Annotated in this window: 21 protein-coding genes; 1 reads left to right on the top strand and 20 read right to left on the bottom strand. The window is 69.3% G+C overall.

Going from position 1 to position 20,337, the window contains the following annotated elements; genetic code table 11:
* Positions 1-15: 15 nt before the first annotated feature.
* The 4 genes from dqs_RS02485 to dqs_RS02500 form a co-directional block, all read right to left on the bottom strand.
* A complete protein-coding gene (locus tag dqs_RS02485) occupies positions 16-1,254 on the bottom strand; it encodes a multifunctional CCA addition/repair protein (RefSeq protein ID WP_065339568.1) in 1,239 nt (412 codons plus the stop codon).
* Positions 1,254-1,898, bottom strand: a complete 645-nt coding sequence (locus tag dqs_RS02490; protein WP_011764229.1) for a glutathione S-transferase family protein — start codon at positions 1,896-1,898, stop codon at positions 1,254-1,256. The genes dqs_RS02485 and dqs_RS02490 overlap by 1 nt, the downstream gene beginning before the upstream one ends.
* Positions 1,899-1,978: 80 nt before the next feature.
* On the bottom strand, positions 1,979-2,947 hold the full coding sequence (locus dqs_RS02495; RefSeq protein WP_065339569.1) for a complex I NDUFA9 subunit family protein: 969 nt from the start codon (positions 2,945-2,947) through the stop codon (positions 1,979-1,981).
* A gap of 15 nt (positions 2,948-2,962) precedes the next feature.
* A complete protein-coding gene (locus tag dqs_RS02500) occupies positions 2,963-4,891 on the bottom strand; it encodes a lytic transglycosylase domain-containing protein (RefSeq protein WP_011764231.1) in 1,929 nt (642 codons plus the stop codon).
* Positions 4,892-4,931: 40 nt separating this feature from the next.
* On the opposite strand from dqs_RS02500, the gene dqs_RS02505 reads away from it, so the two are divergent.
* Positions 4,932-5,525, top strand: a complete 594-nt coding sequence (locus dqs_RS02505; RefSeq protein WP_065339570.1) for a 5-formyltetrahydrofolate cyclo-ligase — start codon at positions 4,932-4,934, stop codon at positions 5,523-5,525.
* 6 nt (positions 5,526-5,531) lie between these two features.
* Here the strand turns inward: dqs_RS02505 and dqs_RS02510 are convergent, their stop codons facing one another.
* The 16 genes from dqs_RS02510 to rsxG form a co-directional block, all read right to left on the bottom strand.
* On the bottom strand, positions 5,532-8,237 hold the full coding sequence (locus tag dqs_RS02510; RefSeq protein WP_065339571.1) for a sensor domain-containing diguanylate cyclase: 2,706 nt from the start codon (positions 8,235-8,237) through the stop codon (positions 5,532-5,534).
* Between the two features lie 19 nt (positions 8,238-8,256).
* Positions 8,257-9,063 carry an ABC transporter substrate-binding protein gene (locus dqs_RS02515; protein WP_065339572.1) on the bottom strand — a complete coding sequence of 269 codons (807 nt, stop codon included), beginning with the start codon at positions 9,061-9,063 and terminating at the stop codon, positions 8,257-8,259.
* A 155-nt stretch (positions 9,064-9,218) separates the two neighbouring features.
* Positions 9,219-10,739 (bottom strand): threonine ammonia-lyase, biosynthetic, encoded by a 1,521-nt coding sequence (gene ilvA, locus dqs_RS02520; RefSeq protein WP_011764235.1) that lies wholly within the window; start codon positions 10,737-10,739, stop codon positions 9,219-9,221.
* Between the two features lie 124 nt (positions 10,740-10,863).
* Positions 10,864-11,805, bottom strand: a complete 942-nt coding sequence (hprK, locus tag dqs_RS02525; RefSeq protein ID WP_011764236.1) for an HPr(Ser) kinase/phosphatase — start codon at positions 11,803-11,805, stop codon at positions 10,864-10,866.
* Positions 11,774-12,259 (bottom strand): PTS IIA-like nitrogen regulatory protein PtsN, encoded by a 486-nt coding sequence (gene ptsN / locus dqs_RS02530; protein WP_011764237.1) that lies wholly within the window; start codon positions 12,257-12,259, stop codon positions 11,774-11,776. The genes hprK and ptsN overlap by 32 nt, the downstream gene beginning before the upstream one ends.
* Positions 12,260-12,392: 133 nt before the next feature.
* On the bottom strand, positions 12,393-12,716 hold the full coding sequence (gene hpf / locus dqs_RS02535; protein WP_011764238.1) for a ribosome hibernation-promoting factor, HPF/YfiA family: 324 nt from the start codon (positions 12,714-12,716) through the stop codon (positions 12,393-12,395).
* Positions 12,717-12,730: 14 nt separating this feature from the next.
* On the bottom strand, positions 12,731-14,191 hold the full coding sequence (locus tag dqs_RS02540; RefSeq protein WP_011764239.1) for an RNA polymerase factor sigma-54: 1,461 nt from the start codon (positions 14,189-14,191) through the stop codon (positions 12,731-12,733).
* A 9-nt stretch (positions 14,192-14,200) separates the two neighbouring features.
* Positions 14,201-14,923: an LPS export ABC transporter ATP-binding protein gene (gene lptB, locus dqs_RS02545; protein WP_011764240.1), complete on the bottom strand. Its 723-nt coding sequence runs from the start codon at positions 14,921-14,923 to the stop codon at positions 14,201-14,203.
* Entirely contained in the window at positions 14,910-15,359 is a 450-nt protein-coding gene (gene recX, locus dqs_RS02550) for a recombination regulator RecX (protein ID WP_065339573.1), read from the bottom strand. The genes lptB and recX overlap by 14 nt, the downstream gene beginning before the upstream one ends.
* Before the next feature lie 22 nt (positions 15,360-15,381).
* On the bottom strand, positions 15,382-16,416 hold the full coding sequence (recA, locus tag dqs_RS02555) for a recombinase RecA (protein WP_011764242.1): 1,035 nt from the start codon (positions 16,414-16,416) through the stop codon (positions 15,382-15,384).
* 124 nt (positions 16,417-16,540) lie between these two features.
* On the bottom strand, positions 16,541-17,026 hold the full coding sequence (locus dqs_RS02560; RefSeq protein ID WP_179948008.1) for a CinA family protein: 486 nt from the start codon (positions 17,024-17,026) through the stop codon (positions 16,541-16,543).
* A gap of 2 nt (positions 17,027-17,028) precedes the next feature.
* Complete coding sequence (locus dqs_RS02565) at positions 17,029-17,511, bottom strand: phosphatidylglycerophosphatase A family protein (protein ID WP_065339574.1); 483 nt, start codon at positions 17,509-17,511, stop codon at positions 17,029-17,031.
* 4 nt (positions 17,512-17,515) lie between these two features.
* The gene (gene thiL / locus dqs_RS02570) at positions 17,516-18,526 is read right to left on the bottom strand and encodes a thiamine-phosphate kinase (protein WP_236778724.1); all 1,011 of its coding nucleotides are present in this window, start codon (positions 18,524-18,526) and stop codon (positions 17,516-17,518) included.
* A 134-nt stretch (positions 18,527-18,660) separates the two neighbouring features.
* Positions 18,661-18,942, bottom strand: a complete 282-nt coding sequence (locus tag dqs_RS02575) for an RnfH family protein (RefSeq protein ID WP_011764246.1) — start codon at positions 18,940-18,942, stop codon at positions 18,661-18,663.
* Between the two features lie 20 nt (positions 18,943-18,962).
* The gene (locus dqs_RS02580) at positions 18,963-19,697 is read right to left on the bottom strand and encodes an electron transport complex subunit E (protein WP_084018171.1); all 735 of its coding nucleotides are present in this window, start codon (positions 19,695-19,697) and stop codon (positions 18,963-18,965) included.
* Between the two features lie 10 nt (positions 19,698-19,707).
* Positions 19,708-20,334, bottom strand: a complete 627-nt coding sequence (rsxG, locus tag dqs_RS02585; RefSeq protein ID WP_065339575.1) for an electron transport complex subunit RsxG — start codon at positions 20,332-20,334, stop codon at positions 19,708-19,710.
* Positions 20,335-20,337: the final 3 nt, after the last annotated feature.

Below are 20,337 nucleotides of genomic sequence, written 5' to 3' on the forward strand. Positions count from 1 at the left end.
TCCGGCGGGCAGCCGTCACGAGATCCCCTCGGCCGGCGGCGGGTGGGCGCGCAGGGCCTTGACCGCCGCGACGCGCGCGGCGTGGATGCGCTGCGGCACCTGGGCCTTGTCGGCGCAGGCACGCGCAATCGCACCCGCTTCCACGCTGCGCACCGCGGCAAGCGCGGCCTGCCATTGCGCCGCCGGCGCCCAGTTCTCCGGGCGCTCGCCGCCGCGGCCGAGATGGTCGCAGGCGGCTGCCTCCAGCATCAGCGCAAAACGTTCCGGGCGCCGCAGGGCATCGCAGCGTTCCAGCACCTTCACCATCGTCTCCGCCCGCAACACGGCTGCCTGGGCGAGGATGCCGTGTTCGCGCGCCACCATCACCGCGAGGTCGCGGCAATCGACCGGCGCTTTCAGCCGCTCCGACACCTGGCGCGCGAGGTCTGCGCTGCGCGCTTCGTGGCCGTAGTGGTGGGGCAGGATCGCCGCCGGCGTTTCGCCCTTGCCGAGGTCGTGCAGCAGGGCTGCCCACCGCACCGGCAGGCTGTGTGCGCGCGCCGCAGCCTGCTCGACGACCATCAGCACATGCTCGCCGGTGTCGATTTCGGGGTGATGCTGCGCCGGCTGCGGCACGCCGAACAGGCGGTCGAGTTCCGGCAGCAGGCGCGCGAGCGCGCCGCAGTTGCGCAACACGCGGATCATGCGCGCCGGGTGCGCCTCCATCAGCCCGCGCGCGAACTCCTGCCACACGCGCTCCGCGACGAGGTGGTCCACCTCGCCGTTGTCCACCATCGCGCGCATCAACGCCAGGGTTTCCGGGGCCACCGAAAAATCGGCAAAGCGCGCCGCGAACCGGGCGACGCGCAGGATGCGCACCGGGTCTTCGGCGAAGGCGGGGCTGACGTGGCGGAACACCCGGGCGTGCAGGTCGGCCACGCCGCCACAGGGGTCGATCAGCGTGCCGTCCGCGTCGCGCGCGATCGCGTTGATCGTGAGGTCGCGGCGGGCGAGATCCTCTTCCAGCGTCACGTCGGGCGCGGTGTGGAAGGCGAAGCCCGCGTAGCCGCGGCCGGTCTTGCGCTCGGTGCGCGCCAGCGCATGCTCTTCCTGTGTCTGCGGATGCAGGAATACCGGGAAGTCCTTGCCCACCGGGCGGAAGCCGCGCGCCAGCATCTCGTCCGGCGTGGCGCCGACCACCACCCAGTCACGGTCCTTTACCGGCAGGCCGAGCAGGGCGTCGCGCACCGCGCCGCCGACGACATAGGTGCGCATCAGCCGTAGAGGTCCTCGCCGGGGATGGCCTCGGTTTCCGCCAGCGCGCCCGCCTGCCACGCGCGCATGTCGGGGTGGGCGAGCATGGTGGCGAGGTAGGCGCCCGCGGCGCCTTCCGGCGCGATGCCATAGGTCTTGAAGCGGAAGCACACCGGCGCATACATCGCGTCGGCGACCGAAAAACGCCCGAACAGGTAAGGGCCGTCGGCGCCGAAGCGGGCGCGGCAGTCATTCCAGATCGCGGTGATGCGGGCGATGTCGGCATCGACCTCGGCGCTGCGGCCGTGGCCGGCGTAGTCCTTGCGGATGTTCATGCCCATGCGCTGGCGCAGGTTCTGGAAGCCGGAATGCATCTCGGCCGACACCGCACGAGCAACCGCGCGCGCGGCGGGGTCGGCGGGCCACAGCTGGGGCGCCTGCTCGGCGAGGTACTCGCAGATCGCGAGCGAATCCCACACCGCCAGGCCGCGGTCGATCAGGCACGGCACCTTGCCCGAGGGCGAATGCGACAGGATGTGCTCGCGGCTGCCCGGAAGAAACAGGGGGATGCGGATTTCCTCGAAGGCGAAACCGCCCGCACGCGCGGCAAGCCAGGCGCGCAGGGACCACGACGAGTAGTTCTTGTTGCCGATGATGAGTTTCATGCCGACTCCGGGAGGGGGAACGGGAAGGGTGCAGCCACTGCGGGAATGGCCGCCACCTTAGCACCGCGCCGAGGCCAACGTCATCCCCGCGGGCGGCTCGCGCGGCGGCGGAACTCGTCGAAGTGGGCGCGCGGCGACACGCGCGGCGCAATCCATTCGGGCGCCGCTTCCTCCACCGCGGTGGGGCGCAGGCCGAAAGGAAGCGGCGCGCCGCTGGCGACGTTGTCCACCCGCATCGAGCGGACGTTGTCGGGGCTGATCAGCGGCTGCGGCAGCAGGCTCATCAGGCGCGCCTGCAGCATCGCGACGCCCTCCGGCAGCGCGATCACCGGTCGCGGATGGCCGGCGAGCGCGGAGACGTACTCGACCAGTTCGCGCAGCGTATACACCGTGGGACCGGCCACTTCGAAGGTTTCGCGCGCGCAGGCCGGGTCGCCGAGACAACGCCACACGACCTCGGCGACATCCTCCACATACACCGGCTGGAAGCGGGTACGGGCGCCCGCCAGGGGCAGCACGGGCAGCGTGCGCGCGAGGTCGGCGAAGAGGTTGAGGAAGCGGTCGGCGCGGCCGAAGATGACCGAAGGGCGCAGCACGGTCCACATCACATCGTCGCCGGCGGCGTGGATTTCGGCCTCGCCGGCGGCCTTGGAGCGCTGATACTCGGAGGGACCGTCGGGATTGGCGCCGAGCGCGCTGATGTGGATCAGCTGGCGTACGCCGGCGCTGCGGCAGGCGCTCACCAGCTTGCGCGGCAGCTCGACGTGCGCCCGCGCGAAGTCCCGCCCGTAGGGCGAACCCGGGCGCGAGTGCAGGATGCCGACCAGATTCACCACCGCGTCGGCCCCTTCGAGCAGGCGCGCGAGCGTGACCGGGTCGTGCACGTCGGCTTCGAGGATCTGGGCGGTCGGCAGCGGCAGCAGGTGGGCGGCACGCGCGGGGCGGCGGGTCGGGATGCAGAGGTCGATGGCGGCGGCGCTCAGGCGGTTGGCGATCACGCTGCCGACAAAGCCGGAGCCGCCGATCAGGACGACGCGGGTCGATTTCATCGCGGTTTCCTCTCCTCAGTTGCGCGCGGCGATGGTGCCCAGCCGGGTCTTGAGCGATTGCGGCCGGCCTTCGAGCATCGCCGCGTAGATCACGGTGTTGGTCATCACCTTCTTGACGTAATCCCGCGTCTCGTCGAACGGGATGGTTTCAGCATAGATCGCGCCTTCGAGCGGTTTTGCGTCGCGCCAGCGCTTGGCCCGGCTGGGGCCGGCGTTGTAGCCGGCGCTGGCGAGCACCGGGTGGTTGTCCAGGTCTTCCAGGATCATGCGCATGTAGCTGGTGCCCAGCTGCACGTTGGTGTCGGGATCGGAGAGCAGGCCGGGGTGGTAGCCGCGCATGCCGATCTTGGCCGCCACCCATTTGCCCGTGGCCGGCATCACCTGCATCAGCCCCTGCGCGCCGGAACTGGAGCGCGCCGGCACCACGAAGCGGCTCTCCTGCCGCATCAGCCCATAGACCCACGACAGGTCCAGTCCCTGGCCGCGCACCTGGGGCTCGATCAGCTGGCGGTAGGGGGTCAGGAAGCGCATCTCGAAGTTGCCGTTGGGGTTGCCCCGTTCCGCGGTGTTGATCGCACGGTCGTAGATGCCGGCGTCGAGCGCGATGCGCGCGGCCGCGAGCGTGAACGCTTCGGTCTGGTTGCGCAGCGACCAGTTCCATTCGCGGACGCCTTCGGTGCGCATGTCGAGGCGGAACAGCGCCAGCGCGCGCTGCAGGCCGAGGTCGCTCTCGGCCTGGCGCAGGTCGGCCGCGGTGATCGCGCCGCCCTTCAAGGGGGGTGCAAACGGGCGCCCGAGTTCCTCGGCCGCGAGCAGGCCGTAGAAGCCGCTCTGGTCGGCAATGCGCGCGTAGAGCGCCTCGGCTTCGGCGCGCTGGCCGGCGGCGGCGTGGGCGCGGCCCAGCCAGTAGATCCATTCCGGTTCGTTCTGCTCGGCGGGTGGCAGCGCGGCGATCGCGTGCCGCACCGCGCTCCAGTCGCTGGCGCGCAGGGCGACGCGCACGCGCCACGCGCGTTGTTCCGCAGTCAGCAGCACATTGCCGGCGGCCTGGAACCACGCCACTGCATCGGGCTGCTGGGCAAACGCGGCGCGGAGCGCGAGCGCCGCGTAGGCGTACGCGCGCTCGCCGGTTTCCAGCCGGTCCTGCAGCCGGATCAGCCGGCTGTACGCGCCCGAGAGGTCGTCGCGCGCCAGCCGTACCAGCGCCGCGAGCGCGAGTTCGCGCCCGGCGCGGGTGATGGCGAAGTTGGGCGGCAGGCGGTCGAGGTAGGGCGCGGGCGCGTTGAGCGCCTGCTCGAGCGCGCCCGGCAGCGGCGCGCTGGTGGCCGGCAGCCAGGTCAGCGTGGTGCGCGCCTGCGCCGGGTTCTTGCCTTCCACCTGGCGGCGGATCCGCCACCAGACCTCGTCCTCGCCCACCAGGCCGGCGCTCAGCGTGGCGCGCAGGCTGGTTTCGCATGCCGCGTGGCTGTCGACAAGGTCCATCCACTGGCGCGCAACTTCGTCCAGCACCGCGCGGTCGCCGGTCATCAGCCGGGCCGTCCAGCCGAGGCAGCGCAGTTCGGCGTCGGGTGCCACCAGGTCGGGGTAGAGCGCAACGAAGCCCGCCCAGTCGCCGTCCTTGGCCATGCGCCGCAGCCAGTCGCCGCGCAGGCGGTCGGCCAGCATGCTGCCGGCCTCGCGCAGCAGGAAGTCGGACAGTTCGGCCGCCGGCGGCGGCTCCGGGCGCGCCAGCTTGTTGAACAGCAGCCAGTAGCGCACGTAGGGGTTGAGCACGTGGTTTTCGGTGCTGGCCGCGAGCCATTCCAGCGCGGCCCGGTCGCCGTTGCGGATTGCATCGCGCGCGGCCAGGATGCGCTCATCGCCGCTCTTGGCCGTCTGGGCGCCCGCCGCCCCGGAAAACCACATCAGCGCTGCGGCCAGCGCGCCCCAAAGAAACTGCTTCATCCCTTAACATCCCTGCATCTATCCGCAGAACCTTATCACAGTGACCGGCTCCGATTCCCCCCAGCCCGACGCGGTTGCAGCCCTGCGCCGCGCGGCCCGTGAAGGCGCGATCGCGGCGCGGGAAGCGCTGCCGCCGGCGCGCCGTGCGGCGCTCACCCTGCACATCGAACGCCACCTCGACGCCTTGCTCGCGCAGCTTGCGCCGCGGGTGCTGGCGTTCTGCTGGCCCTACCGTGCGGAGCCCGACCTGCGCGCCTGGGTGGGCCGCTGGCTGGCGACCGATCCGCGCCGCGTCGCGGCGCTCCCGGTGGTGCTGGACAAGGGGGCGCCGCTGGCGTTCCGGCGTTGGACAGCGGATGTGGCGATGGCGCTCGATCGCCACGGCATCCCCTATCCCGCGGTCGATGATCCGGTGCGCCCCGAGCTTGCACTGGTGCCGCTCAACGCCTTCGACGCCGCAGGATTCCGGCTCGGTTACGGCGGCGGCTACTTCGACCGCACGCTGGCGCAGCTGGATCTGGTCGCGGTCGGGGTCGGCTTCGAGTGCGGACGGGTGGCGACCGTCCATCCGCAGCCGCACGATCTGCCGATGCGCTGGATCGTCACCGAAGGCGGCATCCACGCTGCCGCCTGAGCGGCATCAGCGCGCCGTTCCGCACTCGTCGTCGGCCAGCACCACCTGATTGCGGCCGCGCGCCTTGGCGCGGTAAAGCGCCGCATCGGCGCGCGCGAGCGCGGCTTCCACGTTCTGGTCGTCCTGTACGAAGGGCGCGATGCCGGCGCTGACGGTGATCGAAATGGTGCGGTCGCCGAGCGGCAGCGGATGCTCGGCAATGGCGGCGCGCAGCCGTTCGGTCAGCTCCGCGGCACCTTCCGGGGTGGTGTCGACCAGCAGCAGCGCGAATTCTTCGCCGCCCAGCCGTCCCAGCAGGTCGGTGGCGCGCAGGCGCTGCTGCAGCACGCGGACGAAATGGCACAGCACGGCGTCGCCCGCGGCGTGGCCCCAGGTGTCGTTGACCCGCTTGAAGTGGTCGAGGTCCAGCATCACCAGGCTGGCTGGATGTTCGCTGCGCAGGTAGCGCAGCCGCTCGTGCTCCGCGCGTTCGAGGAAGGCGCGGCGGTTCCAGGTGCCGGTGAGCGGGTCCAGCGTGGCCAGCCGCTGCAGGGCCTGCTCGTGGTGCTTGCGTTCGGTGACGTCGCGGTACAGGCGCAGGAAGCCGAGCAGGGTGTCGCCGCTGCGCACCGGGAGGAAGTCGCGCTCCAGCCAGCGCCCGCCCAGCGTCTCCAGCTCTTCGCCATGCACCGGCCGGGCGGCGGCACGCAAGTCGCGGATGCGGGCGACGAAGGCGGCGGCGTCGGTGAAGTTGGGCGCAGCATCGGCCACCAGCTCGACGCTCGGGCGCCCGACCAGCGCGCTCGCGCGTTCGTCGATGCCGAGCAGGCTGCACAGCATCTGGTTGGCGAGCGTGATGGTGCCGTCGGCGTCCTCGAACAACACCGCGCCGGGGAAGTTGTCCACTACCGCCTGCAGGCGCGCATGGGTGGCTTCGAGTTCGGCCTCGGCGGCCTTGCGCGCGCTGATGTCTTCCTTGACCGCGATGAAGTGGTCGAGCGTGCCGTTCTCGTCGCGCATCGGCGTGATCGTCAGCGCCTCGTGGTAGAGCTGCCCATCGCGGCGGCGGTTGATGAGTTCGCCGCGCCAGACGTCACCCGCGAGGATGGTGTTCCACAGCGCCGCGTAGTATTCCCCCGACTGCGCGCCGGAATTGATCAGCTCGCGCGGGGTGCGCCCGATCGCGTCGTCCTGGTTGTAGCCGCTGAGTGCGGCGAAGGCCGGGTTCACCCATTCGATCACCGCGTTGGCGTTGGTGATCACCACCGCATTGGCCGCGGCATTGAGCGCCGCTTCCAGCAGCCGCAGGCGGATCTCGCCGGTCTTGCGCACATGGATGTCGGTCTGCGTGCCGACCACGCGCAGGGGCGCGTCGCCGCGCCATTCCACCACCTTGCCGCGCGCTTCCAGCCAGTGCCATTCGCCCTGGATGTCGGGCATGCGGAACTCGATCCGGAAACCCTCCGGCGAGGTGGCCATTTCGTCCATCATCGGCGACAGCCGGGCGTGATCCTCCGGATGGATGCGCGCCTTCCAGCGCTCGATATCCAGCTCGAAACCGTCCGGCGGGAATCCCAGCTGCTCGAAACAGCGTGCGTCCCAGCTGAGCGCGCCGGTATCGACATGCCACTCCCACATGCCGTCGCGCACCGCGCCCATGGTCAGGCGATAGCGTTCCTCGCTGGCGCGCAGCGCGCTTTCGGCTGCCTCGCGCGCCAGCCGCTCGCGCCGGCCGGCGCGGCGGAACAGGAAGTAGCCGAACAGCGTGCCGCCCAGGCTGAGACCGACCGCGGGCAGCAGATAGCGCTCCTGTCGGGCGCGTTCGGCGCGCGCGCCGCTCAGCGCCTCGGCGTGGTTGAAGCGGGCCACGACGCCGAGCGGCAGGTTGCGCGGCAGGCGATACGCCACCGAATAGGTCGCGCCATCCGCGGTGTCCAGGTGCACCACGCCGTGTTCGTCGCCGGTCTTCCAGCGCTCCACCAGCGCGAGGTCGGCCGCGCGCATCTCCGGTGTGCGCGGAGCGTCGTCGTCGAGCACGCGCTGACCTTCGAAGTTGATCACTTCGAGGTGATCGGTGGCACCGCGCACCGGCAACGCGCCGCCGTTGGTGAAGAAATCCATGTTGAGCGCGGCGAGCAGGTACACGCCGTCGCCGTCGGGGGTGTGTAAGCCACGCAGCAGCGGCACGAAATACAGCGGGGGCGGCGCTTCTTCGGCGCTGATCGGCGCCGCGTCGGCAAGGTCGCGGCCGCCCTGGGGCGGGCCGAGGCGCAGCGTGGGGGCAAAGGGGGCGGCTTGCGGGAGGAAGCGGGCCAGCGAAGGGTGCTGGCCGAGGTTGGCGGGATTGGAGCTGGCGATGACGGTGCCGGTGCCGTCGAGCAGCGACAGCGAGCGCAGCTGCGGGCTGTTGCGCAGCGCCTCGCGCAGCAGCCCGTTCCAGGTGTAGACCGCGTCGACCGGCGGTCCGGTTTCGAGCAGCGTCTGCAGGGTCAGATCGACCCCGCGCAGCGTCAGGCTGAGGTGCGAGGCGAGGTGCTGGGTGTCGAGATCGGCCACCTGGGCGCGTGCCGCCAGCGTCTCCTGTTCCAGGCGCTGGCCGTGGTAGTGCAGGCTGTACCAGGCCACGACGATGCATAGCGCGATGAAGCCGACGAAGCCGGCATCTGCGAGATGCTGACGGCGCCGGCCCGCCGCGCCGACGGCGGGCGCCGCTGTGACGGACGGGCGGTCCATGGGGGGTGGCGCCAACGCCTTAGCGATTGACGACGATTGGATCGAGGCCGTGCCGGCGGGCGGCCGCCATCAGCCGGCCATCATCGCGGATGGTCGCCAGAAAGGCTTCCAGGCGCTGATGCCAGCGGTCGTCGCCCGGGGCGATCGCCCAGGCGTAAGGCGTGACGTGGTAACGGGTCGAGGGTGCCACGAGGCGGGCCCAGTCGGCGTTGTCGAGCATGCGGCGGCTGTACGGGAAGTCGGTCATGAAAACGTCGGCGCGGCCGGACTCGACCTCTTGTTCGCGCGCATGGGGCGAGGCCAGCACCTGAAGCTGGGCGTGGCGCAGCTTGTCGCGCATCACCGGCTCGTGCAGCGTGCCCTTGGCCACCGCGACGATGACGCCGGGCTGGTCGATGTCGTCCCAGCTGCGGATGCGGCGGTTGGTGCGGGTGGTGATCGCGTAGATGTCGCTGGCGAGGTGGGGGGACGTGAAGCGCAGCTTTTCGGCACGCTGGGCGGTGATGCCGATCGCGAACATGGCGACGTCGCAGCGGTCGCCCAGCACATCGCCGATCAGGTTGGCAAAGGAGCTGTCGACGAACTCGAGACGCACGTCGAGGTCGCGCGCCAGCTCGCGGGCGAGGTCGACGTCGATGCCGGCGAGTTCCTGCGTGCGCGGATTGCGGAACGAGATGCCGTAGTAGTCCGGCCACACGCAGACCTTGAGCACGCGCTCGGCGAGGATGCGGTCGAGGTGGCTCTGCGCGGGTTGCGCGTAGAGCGTGGTGTAGAGCAGTGTCAGGCTGACGAGGAGCCCGAGGGCAAGCCGAGCGAGCGAGGCCATGGCTATGTCGAATGTAATAGAAGAACGAAAGCGGAAGGATGCCCGTTCTGGGCAATGAACGGCCCTGAAAACTACCGGACGGCGCCTGTTCTTTTTATTACAAAAGTAGTGCCTCTTCAAGCGCCGGGCTCAACCCGGCGCGGCATACGTCACCGTCAGGCCAGGAACAGCCGGTAGGCCGGGTTTTCCGTTTCCGCGGCGTATTCGTAGCCGAGGCGCTGCAGGAAGGCCTCGAACGCGTCGATGTCCTGGGGCGGCACCTGCATGCCCACCAGCACGCGGCCGAAATCCGCGCCGTGGTTGCGATAGTGGAACAGGCTGATGTTCCAGTCCGAGCGCAGGTTGGACAGGAAGTTGAGCAGCGCGCCCGGGCGCTCCGGAAACACGAAGCGGTATACCAGCTCGTTGGCCACCTGCGGCGCGCGTCCGCCGACCATGTAGCGCACGTGCGACTTGGCGAGTTCGTCGTCGGTGAGGTCGAGCGCCGGCAGGTCGTGCTGGCCGAGCATCTCCACCAGCCGGGTGGCCTCGTCGCGGCTGCGCACCGTGACCCCGACGAAGATGTGGGCGCGCTCGCTGTCGGCGTAGCGGTAGTTGAACTCGGTGATGTCGCGGTTGCCCAGGATGTTGATGAACTTGCGGAACGAGCCGGGCTGCTCCGGGATGGTGACCGCAAGCACGGCCTCGCGCTGTTCGCCGAGTTCCGCGCGCTCGGCGACGAAGCGCAGGCGGTCGAAGTTCATGTTGGCGCCGGACGCGACCGCGACCAGGCTGCGGTCGCTGAGCTGGTGGCGCCGCGCGTATTCCTTTGCACCGGCGACTGCGAGGGCGCCCGAGGGTTCGAGGATGGAGCGGGTGTCTTCGAAAACGTCCTTGATCGCCGCGCAGATCGCGTCGTTGTCGACCACGATCATTTCATCGACGTATTGCTGGCACAGGCGGAAGGTTTCGCCGCCCACCTGCTTGACCGCAGTGCCGTCCGCAAAGAGCGCTACCTGCTCGAGGCTGACGCGCTCGCCCCGCGCGAGCGATTCGGTCATGGCCGCGGCGCCCTCGGACTCGACGCCGATGATGCGGGTTTCGGGGCGCAAGCGCTTGACGTAGGCCGCGACCCCGGCGATCAGGCCGCCGCCGCCGACGGCGCAGAAGATCGCGTGGATCGGCTTCGCATGCGCGCGCAGGATTTCCATGCCGATGGTGCCCTGGCCGGCGATCACGTCGGGGTCGTCGTAGGGATGGACGAAGGTGAGCTTTTCCGCTTTTTCCAGCTCCAGCGCGTGCGCGTACGCGTCGGAATAGGACTCGCCCGCCAGCACTACCTCGCCGCCGCGGCTGCGCACCGCGTCGATCTTGATCTGCGGCGTCGTCGTCGGCATCACGATCACCGCGCGCACCCCCAGCTTCTGCGCCGACAGCGCGACGCCCTGGGCGTGGTTGCCGGCCGAAGCGCAGATGACGCCGCGCTGCAGCGCCTGCGGCGACAGGTTGGCCATCTTGTTGTACGCGCCGCGCAGCTTGAAGCTGAACACCGGCTGCATGTCCTCGCGCTTCAGGTAGATCCGGTTACCGCTTCGCGCCGACAGGTTGGTCGCCAGATCGAGCGGGGTTTCCACCGCAAGATCATAGACTTGGGCGTTGAGGATGCGTTCCAGGTAATCGGGACTGGCGGAAGTCATGGCAGAAGGACGGGCGCGGCAAAGGAGACGAGGTTAGCAGCCGGGGCGCAACCCCAGCAAGGGCGATGCCGGCTGCCAGGCAGGGGACGGGCTTGGCGGGAGGGGGCGCCGCGCGGCGCCAGGGTCAGAGGCCGTCGCCGTCGCCCATCAGCATCCGGCTCTGGCGGTCGATGAATTCCTGGGTGGAGTCGACGCCGCGCAGCTGCAGGATGGTGGACCGCACCGCGGCTTCGAGCAGCACCGCAAGGTTGCGGCCTGCGGCCACCGGCAGGGTGACGCGCGGCGTGCTGACGCCCAGGATGACCTGCTGCTCCTGCTGCACCGGCAGGCGGTTCGGGTCGTCCTGGCCGGGCTGGCGGCGTTCGAGATGGCAGACCAGGCGCAGGCGCATCTTCCGCCGGCAGGCCGTCTCGCCGAAGATCGTGCGGATGTTGAGGATGCCGAGCCCGCGGACCTCGATGAAGTCCTTCAGCAGTTCCGGGCAGCGTCCTTCGAGCACCGTGGGCGCGGTGCGGGAGAACTCGACGATGTCGTCCGCGACCAGGCCGTGGCCGCGCGAGATCAGCTCGAGCGCGAGTTCGGACTTGCCGGCGCCGGAGTTGCCGGTAATGAACACGCCGATGCCGAGCACGTCCATGAACACGCCGTGCAGCGAGATCTTTTCCGCCAGCTGGCGCGACAGGTAGAGCCGCAACTGGTCGATCACGCTGGCCGAGGGGTGCGGCGTGGAGAACAGCGCCACGTTATGCGCGGTGCAGACGCCGTGCACGATGTTGGGCGTTTCGCAGCCGTCGGCCACGATGATGGCGGGCGGGCGCGCGGACAGGATGCCGTTGAGGTGGTGCGCGACCTTCTCGCGCGACTGGCGCCGGGCCCATTCGAGTTCGGCGGCGCCCAGCACCTGCAGGCGGGTGGGATGGATCAGGTTCAGGTGGCCGACGAGGTCGGCCGGCCACATGCGTTCTTCAGCGACGGACAGGACAGCGTCGAGCGGCCCGCTGACGTGGGTCAGTTGCAGCCGGGGACCCTGGTCCTCATACAGCCGCGCGACGCTGGTCTGCCGCATCGGGCCCCCAGTTGGCGAACAGCGCGTGGATGGTGGCGGCGTCCGGGGCGACCAGCAGCTGTTCGCGGAAGGCGCGCTCGCTGAACATCTGCGCGAGTTCCGACAGCAACTGCAGATGGGTCTCGTTGGCCTGCTCGGGCACCAGCAGCACGAACAGCAGGTTCACCGGGCGGCCGTCGGGCGCGTCGAACTGGACCGGAGCGCTCAGGCGCAGGAAGGCGCCGGCGGCTTCCTTCAGGCCCTTGATGCGGCCGTGCGGGATGGCGATACCCTGACCCAGTCCGGTGGAACCCAGCCGTTCCCGGGAGAACAGGCTGTCGAATACGGTGCTGCGGGCGATGCCCTGGTTGTTTTCGAACAGCAGGCCGGCGTGCTCGAAAACCCGTTTCTTGCTGCTCGCGTCGAGATCGACGACGACATTGGAAAGGGGCAGGAGTTGGGCGATCAGGCTCATGCGCGGGAGAGGGCTTGCGCGGCCGGGGAGGACTGGCGGCGCGGGGAGCGGGAGGACGGTGCGGATGCGGGCGGGCGTCGTCGGAACGGCGCGGATTATACCCGCACCCGGCACCGGAGGATGGCGCGGAAGCTCAGGCCTCGGGGCTCTGGTGCTTCAGGGCGTCGTGGTTGTGGTCGCTGACCTTCTGCTTGTACTTCTGCACCTGGCGGTCGAGCTTGTCGGCCATGCTGTCGATCGCCGCGTACAGGTTGGCGTCGTCGCTCTCGACGTAGATGTCCTTGCCGCGCACGTGGACGGTGACTTCCGCCTTCTGCTTCAGTTTTTCCACCGAGAGAATCACGTTCACGCTGGTGACGTTGTCGAAGTGCGCGATCACGCGATCGAGCTTGGTCACGACGTATTCGCGGATCGCCGGCGTGACTTCGACGTGATGCCCGGTGATGTTGAGATTCATGATGAGTCCTCTTTTTAGATCGTTTTGCGCAGACTGACCGGCGGGATATTGAGCGATTCGCGATACTTGGCGATGGTCCGCCTGGCGACCACGATACCCTGCTGGCCCAACAATTCGGCAATCCGGGCGTCGGACAGGGGTTTCTTCCTGTCCTCGGCATCCACCAACTGGCGAATCAGCGCGCGAATCGCCGTGGAGGAGGCCGCGCCACCGGTATCGGTGGCGACATGGCTGCCGAAGAAATACTTGAGTTCGAACACGCCGCGCGGGGTCGCCATGAACTTCTGGGTGGTGACGCGCGATACGGTGGATTCGTGCAGCTCGAGCTGGTCTGCGATCTCCCGGAGTGTAAGCGGCCGCATGGCCACCTCCCCATGATCGAAGAACTGCCGTTGCTGGTCAACGATGGCCTGGGAGACACGCAGGATGGTGTCGAAGCGCTGCTGCACGTTCTTGATCAGCCAGCGCGCCTCCTGCAGCTGGCTGGTCAGGCCGCCGCCCTGGCCCCGGTTCTGCTGCAGGATGCTGGCGTAGAGCTGGTTGATGCGCAGGCGCGGCATCGCTTCCGGGTTGAGTTGCACCGTCCAGCGCCCGCGCAGCTTGCGCACCACGACGTCGGGCAGGACGTAGCGGGTTTCCTCGACCGAATGCTGCGCGCCGGGATGCGGATCGAGCCGGCAGATCAGCGCGTGCGCGGCGCGCAGCGCGTCGTCGTCGCAACCGGTGAGTTTCTTGAGCTTGGCGAAGTTGCGCTCGGCGAGCAGTTCGAGGTGCTGGCTGACGATCTGCAGGGCGAGGTCGCGCACCGGCTCGGCCGGCATCGCGCGCAGCTGCAGCGCGAGGCATTCCTGCGGGGTGCGGGCGCCGATGCCGGCCGGCTCGAGGCTTTGCACATGCTTCAGCGCGATGCAGAGGTCGTCGAGTTCGACATCGAGTTCGGGCGGCAGCAGCTCGAGCAACTCTTCCAGCTCCTGGTGCAGGTAGCCGTCGTCGTCGAGCGCCTCGATCAGGAAGCGCACCAGCGCGCGGTCGCGGTCGGACAGCGGAGACAGCGCGACCTGCTGGTCGAGATGGTCGCGCAGCGAGATGCCCGCGGCCTGGAACTCCTGAAAATCGACGTCATCATCGTCGTCGCGGTTGCTCGATGAGCCGCTGCCCGAGCCGGACGACCAGTCCATGCCCTCGTCGAAGCTGCCGCTTTCCGCGCTGTCGGCGCGCGACTCCGCTTCGCCGCCACTTTCGCCACTGCTTTCGGTCGTGGTCGAGGCCGTGGTGGTGCCGGAAGAGAGCTGCGCCTGGAAGTCGTGCCCGCCGCCGTCCATCTCCTCGCGCTCGAGCATCGGGTTTTCGAGCAGGAAGCGTTCGATCTCGGTGTTGAGTTCGAGCGTGGAGAGCTGCAGCAGCTTGATCGACTGCTGCAACTGCGGCGTCAGCGTCAGGTGCTGGGAGAGCTTGAGTTGGAGCGTGGGCTTCATGATGGGCGGTCAGAGGCGGAAGTGTTCGCCCAGGTACACCTGGCGGACCTTCTCGTTGTCGATGATTTCCCGCGGCTGGCCGCTAGCCAGGACGCGCCCTTCGCTGATGATGGCGGCGCGGTCGCAGATGCCCAGGGTTTCGCGCACGTTGTGGTCGGTGATCAGCACACCGATGCCGCGTTCCTTCAGGAAGCGGATGATTTTCTGAATGTCGAGCACCGCGATCGGGTCGACGCCGGCGAAAGGCTCGTCGAGCAGGATCAGGCGCGGATCGGTGGCCAGTGCGCGGGCGATTTCGCAGCGCCTGCGTTCGCCGCCCGACAGCGACACCGCGGTGTTGTTGCGCAGGTGGGCGATGCCCAGTTCTTCGAGCAGTTCTTCCAGGCGTTCGGCGATGCGGGTGGCGTTGAGGCCGCGCAGTTCGAGTACCGACTGGATGTTCTCCGCCACCGTGAGCTTGCGGAACACGCTCATTTCCTGCGGCAGGTAGGAGAGGCCGAGGCGGGCGCGTTCGTGGATCGGCAGGTGGGTCAGGCGCGCGTCGTCGAGCGTGATCTCGCCGCCGTCGGCACGCACCAGGCCGACGATCATGTAGAAGCAGGTGGTCTTGCCGGCGCCGTTGGGGCCGAGCAGCCCGACGACCTCGCCCGAGCCGACCTCGAAGCCGACGTCGTGCACCACGGTGCGCGCCTTGTAGCGCTTCTGCAGTCCGGTGACCTTAAGCAGACTCATCGGGGCTTTCTTTCAGTAGTTTGCGGATCACGTCGGTGGCAAAGCCGCGGTTTTGCAGGAAGCGCGCCTGGCGCGCCCATTCGCGCGCATCGGCGGGTGCCGCGCCGAACCTGGACTGCCAGACCGCGCGGGCGCGCTCGAACTCGCCGTCCGCGCAGCCGCTGGCGAGTGCTTCGGCAATGGTTTCGGCGGCGACACCGCGGCGCGCGAGTTCGTTGCGCAGGCGGGCGGCGCCGAAGCGGCCGGCCTTGCCGCGCACCCAGGCCTCGGCGAAGCGGGTGTCGGACTGCAGGCCGAGTTCGTCCATGCGGGCCAGCACTTCCGCAACGGCATCCGCGTCACCGTGGGCGGCCAGTTTGCGCGCGAGTTCGCTGCGGGAATGCTCCCGCCGCGCCAGGTGGCGGATCGCTCGCTCGCGCAGGCTGGGCTCGCCCATGGTGGATGCAACCGCCCTGCGGTCAGGCCTCGGCCGCGGCCGGCTGCGCGCCGTCGACCGGCAGTTCCTTGAGGCCGAGCACGACGCGGACCTTGTTCTCGATCTCGCGTGCCAGCGCCGGGTTGGCGCGCAGGAATTCGCGCGCGTTGTCCTTGCCCTGGCCGATCTTGTCGCCGTTGTAGGCGTACCAGGCGCCGGACTTGTCGACGATCTTGTGGTCCACGCCGAGGTCGATGATCTCGCCCTCGCGCGACACGCCTTCGCCGTACAGGATGTCGAAGTGCGCCTCCTTGAACGGCGGCGACACCTTGTTCTTGACGACCTTGACCTTGGTTTCGGAGCCGACCACCTCGTCGCCGCGCTTGATGGTGCCGGTGCGGCGGATGTCCATGCGCACCGAGGCGTAGAACTTGAGCGCGTTGCCGCCGGTGGTGGTCTCCGGGTTGCCGAACATCACCCCGATCTTCATGCGGATCTGGTTGATGAAGATCACCAGGGTGTTGGTGCGCTTGATGTTGGCGGTGAGCTTGCGCAGCGCCTGAGACATCAGGCGGGCCTGCAGGCCGGGGAGCTGGTCGCCCATCTCGCCTTCGATTTCGGCCTTGGGGGTGAGCGCCGCGACCGAGTCGATGACGACCACGTCCACGCCGCCGGACCGCACCAGCATGTCGGCGATTTCGAGCGCCTGTTCGCCAGTATCCGGCTGCGAGATCAGCAGGTCGGTGATGTTCACGCCGAGCTTTTCGGCGTAGCCGACGTCGAGCGCGTGCTCGGCGTCGATGAAGGCCGCGGTGCCGCCGAGCTTCTGCATTTCGGCGACGACCTGCAGCGTCAGCGTGGTCTTGCCGGACGACTCCGGCCCGTAGATTTCGACGACGCGGCCGCGCGGCAGGCCGCCCAGGCCGAGCGCGATGTCGAGGCCGAGCGAGCCGGTGGAAACGGTCTGGATGTCCTTTTCGACATTGCCGTCGCCCATGCGCATGATGGATCCCTTGCCGAACTGCTTTTCGATCTGGGATAGCGCGGCGGCAAGGGCCTTGGCCTTGTTGTCGTCCATGAGAGGGTTCCTGAGTGGTTGGCGGATTATGGCACAGAGCTTGCTGTAATGTGACAGCCCTTGGGCGGATGTCACGGCGGCGACAGTCTATTGCCTGAATAAAAATACAGCAATCCGCCGCGGCTCAGCCGCAACGCACGAGCACGCCTTCGAGCGCGCGAATCACGGTCTGGCGGCGCACCGCTTCGCGGTCGCCGGCGAAGTGGCAGGTTTCCGCGTCGAGCTGGCCGTCGCCCCATGCCCAAGCCAGGCACACCATGCCGACGGGTTTCTCCGCGCTGCCGCCCGTCGGGCCTGCCACGCCCGAAACCGCCACCGCGATCTGCGCCGCGCTGCGTGCCTGTGCGCCCTGGGCCATTTCCCCCACGGTGGCGATGCTGACCGCGCCGGCGCTGCCGAGCGTGGCGGCGCTGACGCCGAGCATCTCGGTCTTCGCCACGTTGGAATAGGTGACGAAGCCGCGGTCGAACCAGGCGGAGCTGCCCGCGGTGGCGGTCACGACCTCGGCGATCCAGCCGCCGGTGCAGGATTCGGCGGCGGCGAGCAGCCAGCCGCGGCGGGCGAGGGCGTCGCCCACCTGGCGGGACAGCGTGGCGAGTTCGGTATCCATGATCAGGCTCCCAGCAGACGTACGAGCGCCGCCAGCACCAGCAAGGTATAGCCGGCCGCGATCAGGTCGTCGAGCATGACCCCGAAGCCCCCCTTGAAGCGCCGGTCTGCCCAGCTCACCGGAGGCGGCTTGACGATGTCGAAGAAGCGGAACAAGGCCACCGCCGCGGCCTGCCAGGCCAGCGTCGCCGGCGTCAGCAGCAGCACCAGCCAGATCGCGACGATCTCGTCCCATACGATGCCGCCGTGGTCGGAGACGCCGAGCGCGCGTCCGGTGCGTTCGGTGGCGAGGATGCCGGCCACGAACAACGCGACCAGCAGCGCCAGGAACACGCCGTCGGCCAGCGGCGCATGCAGCAGCGGAAACAGCGCCCAGCCGAGCAGCGTGCCCACGGTGCCCGGTGCCCGTGGCGAGAGCCCCGCACCGAAGCCGAGCGAAAGGAAGTGCGCTGGATGGGACAGCAGCAGGCGGAGCGTGGGGCGCATGGGGTCAGCCGAAGTGGTCGTAGCCGCGGGCGGCGAGGGCGGTGAGGGTGCCATCGGCGCCACGCAGGGCCACCGTGCCCGGCGCATCGCTGAGGGTGCCGATGCGGGTCAGCGGCAGTGCCAGCGCGGAGCCCAGGGCGGTGATCGTCGCGCGGGCGGCCGGGGGGGCGCAGAACAGCAGTTCATAGTCGTCGCCGCCCGCCAGCAGGCAGCGCCGCGCGAGAGCGGGGCTGGCGCCGGTGGCGTACAGCGCGGCGAGCGGTAGCGCGTCCTCATGCAGCGTGGCGCCGCAGCGCGATTGCACCAGGATATGGCCGAGGTCGCCGAGCAGGCCGTCGGAGATGTCGAGCGCGGCGCTGGCCAGCCCGCGCAGCGCCTGTCCCAGCGCGACGCGCGGTTGCGGGCGATGCAGCGCGGCGAGGCAACGCTCGCCGTCGGCCGTGGGGGCGAACGTGCCGCGCAACATTTCGAGCCCGAGCGCGGCAAGCCCCGGCTGCCCCGATACCCAGATGTCGTCGCCCGCATTGGCGCCGGCGCGGGTCAGCGCCTGTCCGCGCGGGACTTCGCCCAGGATGGTTACCGAAAGCGTGAGCGGCCCGCGCGTGGTGTCGCCGCCGGCGAGGTCCACGCCGAAGCGTTCGGCACAGGCATAGAAGCCGTCCGCGAAGGCGGCGATCCAGGCGTCGTCCGCCGCGGGCAGCGCGAGCGACAGCAGCGCCCAGCGCGGATCCGCGCCCATTGCGGCCAGATCGGACACATTGACCGCGAGCGTCTTCCAGCCCAGGTCGTGAGGGTCGGCATCGGGAAAGAAATGGGTGCCGGCCACCAGCATGTCGGCCGACACGGCGAGTTCCATGCCGGGGCGTGGGTGCAGCAGGGCGGCATCGTCGCCGCCGGCGAGCGCTGTGTGTCCGCAGGGGCGCGAGAAGTGGCGCTGGATCAGCGCGAATTCGCCCGCTGTCGTGGCGGCGGCGTCGGGTGCGTTCTGGCGGGAGGCCGGGGCGGAACTGGGCATCGGCGCAATCGCGCCGGCATGGATGCAGCGGCGCTGGGGCTGGAAAGCCGCGAGCTTACCGCAGTGCCGCGGCGCCGTCCGCAGGACGAAGCGCGGCGCGAGACGGAGGACTCAGCCGGCGCCGCGCCCCGCGCTCATTCGTCCTCGTCGTCGTCCGAACCGTTCTTGCGCGGCACCTGGCTCGGGTCGCAGATGATCGGGCGGTAGATCTCGACCCGGTCGCCCGGCTTCAGCGGTGCATCGAGCTTGGCGAGCTTGCCGAAGATGCCGACCTTCTGGGTGCCCAGGTCGATCTGCGGAAAGGCCTTCAGGATGCCCGAGATCTCGATCGCCTCCTGCACGGTGGCGGTGTCGGGAACGTCGATCTTCAGCCAGACTGGCTGGGCGACGTCGGCGTACGCAACTCCGATGCGCATGATGGGGTCCTCGTAGCGGATCAGGCGGGGGCGGTGTCGGCGCCGGAGGCCGCTGCCGCGCGGCGTTCGGCCCGCTGCGACAGCACCCGGTGGGCGGCGATCAGGCAACCGATGACGAAGAATGCGCCGGGCGGCAGGATCATCATCAGGAAGCCCTTGTAGCCGGGGATCAGCGTCAGTTCGAGAAACGCGAACTGGCTGCCGAGCATGTTGCTGGCGCCGGCGAACAGCGTGCCGCTGCCGAGGATTTCGCGGATGCCGCCGAGCACCACCAGCGTGGCGGTGAAGCCCAGCCCCATGCCGAGACCATCCACCGCGGACGACAGCACCGGGTTCTGGGACGCGAAAGCCTCGGCGCGGCCGAGGATGGCGCAGTTGACGACGATCAGCGCGATGAACAGGCCCAGCACCTGGTACAGCTCGTACATCCAGGCATTCATGCTCATGTCGATCAGGCTGACCAGCGTCGCAATGACGACGACGAACACCGGAATGCGCACATTGGGGCTGACGAAGTTGCGGATCGAGGAAATCAGCATGTTCGACAGGATCAGCACGGCCGTGGTGGCCAGTCCCATGCCAAGCCCGTTGGTCGCGCTGCTGGTCACCGCCAGGGTGGGGCACAGCGCGATCATCTGCGCCAGCACCGGGTTGTTGGACCACAAGCCGTCCTTGATCAGGCTGGCATAAGACGGACCGCTCGGGGCGGGCTGGGCGCCGCCGTCGGCGGCCGCGCTTGCGCAGGCTTCGCTCATGACATTCTCCTCAGGATCGGGGGGCGCCGTCGGCGATCATCGCCTCGCGGTTGCCGGTGTAGAGTTCGAGTCCGCGCTTGACTGCGCCGACCACGGCGCGCGGGGTGATGGTGGCGCCGGCGAACTGGTCGAACACCCCGCCGTCCTTCTTTACCGCCCACAGCGCGGGTGCGGGATCGTCCAGCGACTTGCCGTTGAAGCCGAGCACCCAAGGCGTCTTGGCGAGTTCGATCTTGTCGCCCAGCCCCGGCGTTTCGGTGTGGCCGGTGACGCGCACGCCGGTCAGGCGACCGTCGAGATCGATGCCCATCACCAGCTTGATGGTGCCGGAATAGCCCTTGTTCTCCATCCCGAACACGACGCCGGTGACCGCGCCGGCTTTGCGTGCGCGATAGACCTTGATCTCGCGCCCGGCGGCGTCCTTGATCGTGACGGTGTCGGCCATCAGGTCGTTGTCGAAGCTGCCCGGCGGCAGCACTTCGGCCAGCGCGGCCTGGGTCTTGCGCATCTGCGCTTCGGCGATGCGCGGAGCGGCGCTCTGGTAGGCCACCGCGAGCGCGGCGCCGGTGATCAGGGCGACCGCGGCGAGCGAGGCGCCCTGGTACCAGAGGGTGTCGAATTGCTTGGCGATGTCCATGGT

The organism is Azoarcus olearius (assembly GCF_001682385.1).
In the GTDB taxonomy this organism is placed as follows: Bacteria; Pseudomonadota; Gammaproteobacteria; order Burkholderiales; family Rhodocyclaceae; genus Azoarcus; species Azoarcus olearius.

Bases quoted from the DNA above. Each gene is read 5' to 3' on its own strand.
- dqs_RS02485 (WP_065339568.1), bottom strand. From the start codon at position 1,254: ATGCGCACCTATGTCGTCGGCGGCGCGGTGCGCGACGCCCTGCTCGGC.
- dqs_RS02490 (WP_011764229.1), bottom strand. From the start codon at position 1,898: ATGAAACTCATCATCGGCAACAAGAACTACTCGTCGTGGTCCCTGCGC.
- dqs_RS02495 (WP_065339569.1), bottom strand. From the start codon at position 2,947: ATGAAATCGACCCGCGTCGTCCTGATCGGCGGCTCCGGCTTTGTCGGC.
- dqs_RS02500 (WP_011764231.1), bottom strand. From the start codon at position 4,891: ATGAAGCAGTTTCTTTGGGGCGCGCTGGCCGCAGCGCTGATGTGGTTT.
- dqs_RS02510 (WP_065339571.1), bottom strand. From the start codon at position 8,237: ATGGACCGCCCGTCCGTCACAGCGGCGCCCGCCGTCGGCGCGGCGGGC.
- dqs_RS02515 (WP_065339572.1), bottom strand. From the start codon at position 9,063: ATGGCCTCGCTCGCTCGGCTTGCCCTCGGGCTCCTCGTCAGCCTGACA.
- ilvA (WP_011764235.1), bottom strand. From the start codon at position 10,739: ATGACTTCCGCCAGTCCCGATTACCTGGAACGCATCCTCAACGCCCAA.
- hprK (WP_011764236.1), bottom strand. From the start codon at position 11,805: ATGCGGCAGACCAGCGTCGCGCGGCTGTATGAGGACCAGGGTCCCCGG.
- ptsN (WP_011764237.1), bottom strand. From the start codon at position 12,259: ATGAGCCTGATCGCCCAACTCCTGCCCCTTTCCAATGTCGTCGTCGAT.
- hpf (WP_011764238.1), bottom strand. From the start codon at position 12,716: ATGAATCTCAACATCACCGGGCATCACGTCGAAGTCACGCCGGCGATC.
- dqs_RS02540 (WP_011764239.1), bottom strand. From the start codon at position 14,191: ATGAAGCCCACGCTCCAACTCAAGCTCTCCCAGCACCTGACGCTGACG.
- lptB (WP_011764240.1), bottom strand. From the start codon at position 14,923: ATGAGTCTGCTTAAGGTCACCGGACTGCAGAAGCGCTACAAGGCGCGC.
- recX (WP_065339573.1), bottom strand. From the start codon at position 15,359: ATGGGCGAGCCCAGCCTGCGCGAGCGAGCGATCCGCCACCTGGCGCGG.
- recA (WP_011764242.1), bottom strand. From the start codon at position 16,416: ATGGACGACAACAAGGCCAAGGCCCTTGCCGCCGCGCTATCCCAGATC.
- dqs_RS02560 (WP_179948008.1), bottom strand. From the start codon at position 17,026: ATGGATACCGAACTCGCCACGCTGTCCCGCCAGGTGGGCGACGCCCTC.
- dqs_RS02565 (WP_065339574.1), bottom strand. From the start codon at position 17,511: ATGCGCCCCACGCTCCGCCTGCTGCTGTCCCATCCAGCGCACTTCCTT.
- thiL (WP_236778724.1), bottom strand. From the start codon at position 18,526: ATGCCCAGTTCCGCCCCGGCCTCCCGCCAGAACGCACCCGACGCCGCC.
- dqs_RS02575 (WP_011764246.1), bottom strand. From the start codon at position 18,942: ATGCGCATCGGAGTTGCGTACGCCGACGTCGCCCAGCCAGTCTGGCTG.
- dqs_RS02580 (WP_084018171.1), bottom strand. From the start codon at position 19,697: ATGAGCGAAGCCTGCGCAAGCGCGGCCGCCGACGGCGGCGCCCAGCCC.
- rsxG (WP_065339575.1), bottom strand. From the start codon at position 20,334: ATGGACATCGCCAAGCAATTCGACACCCTCTGGTACCAGGGCGCCTCG.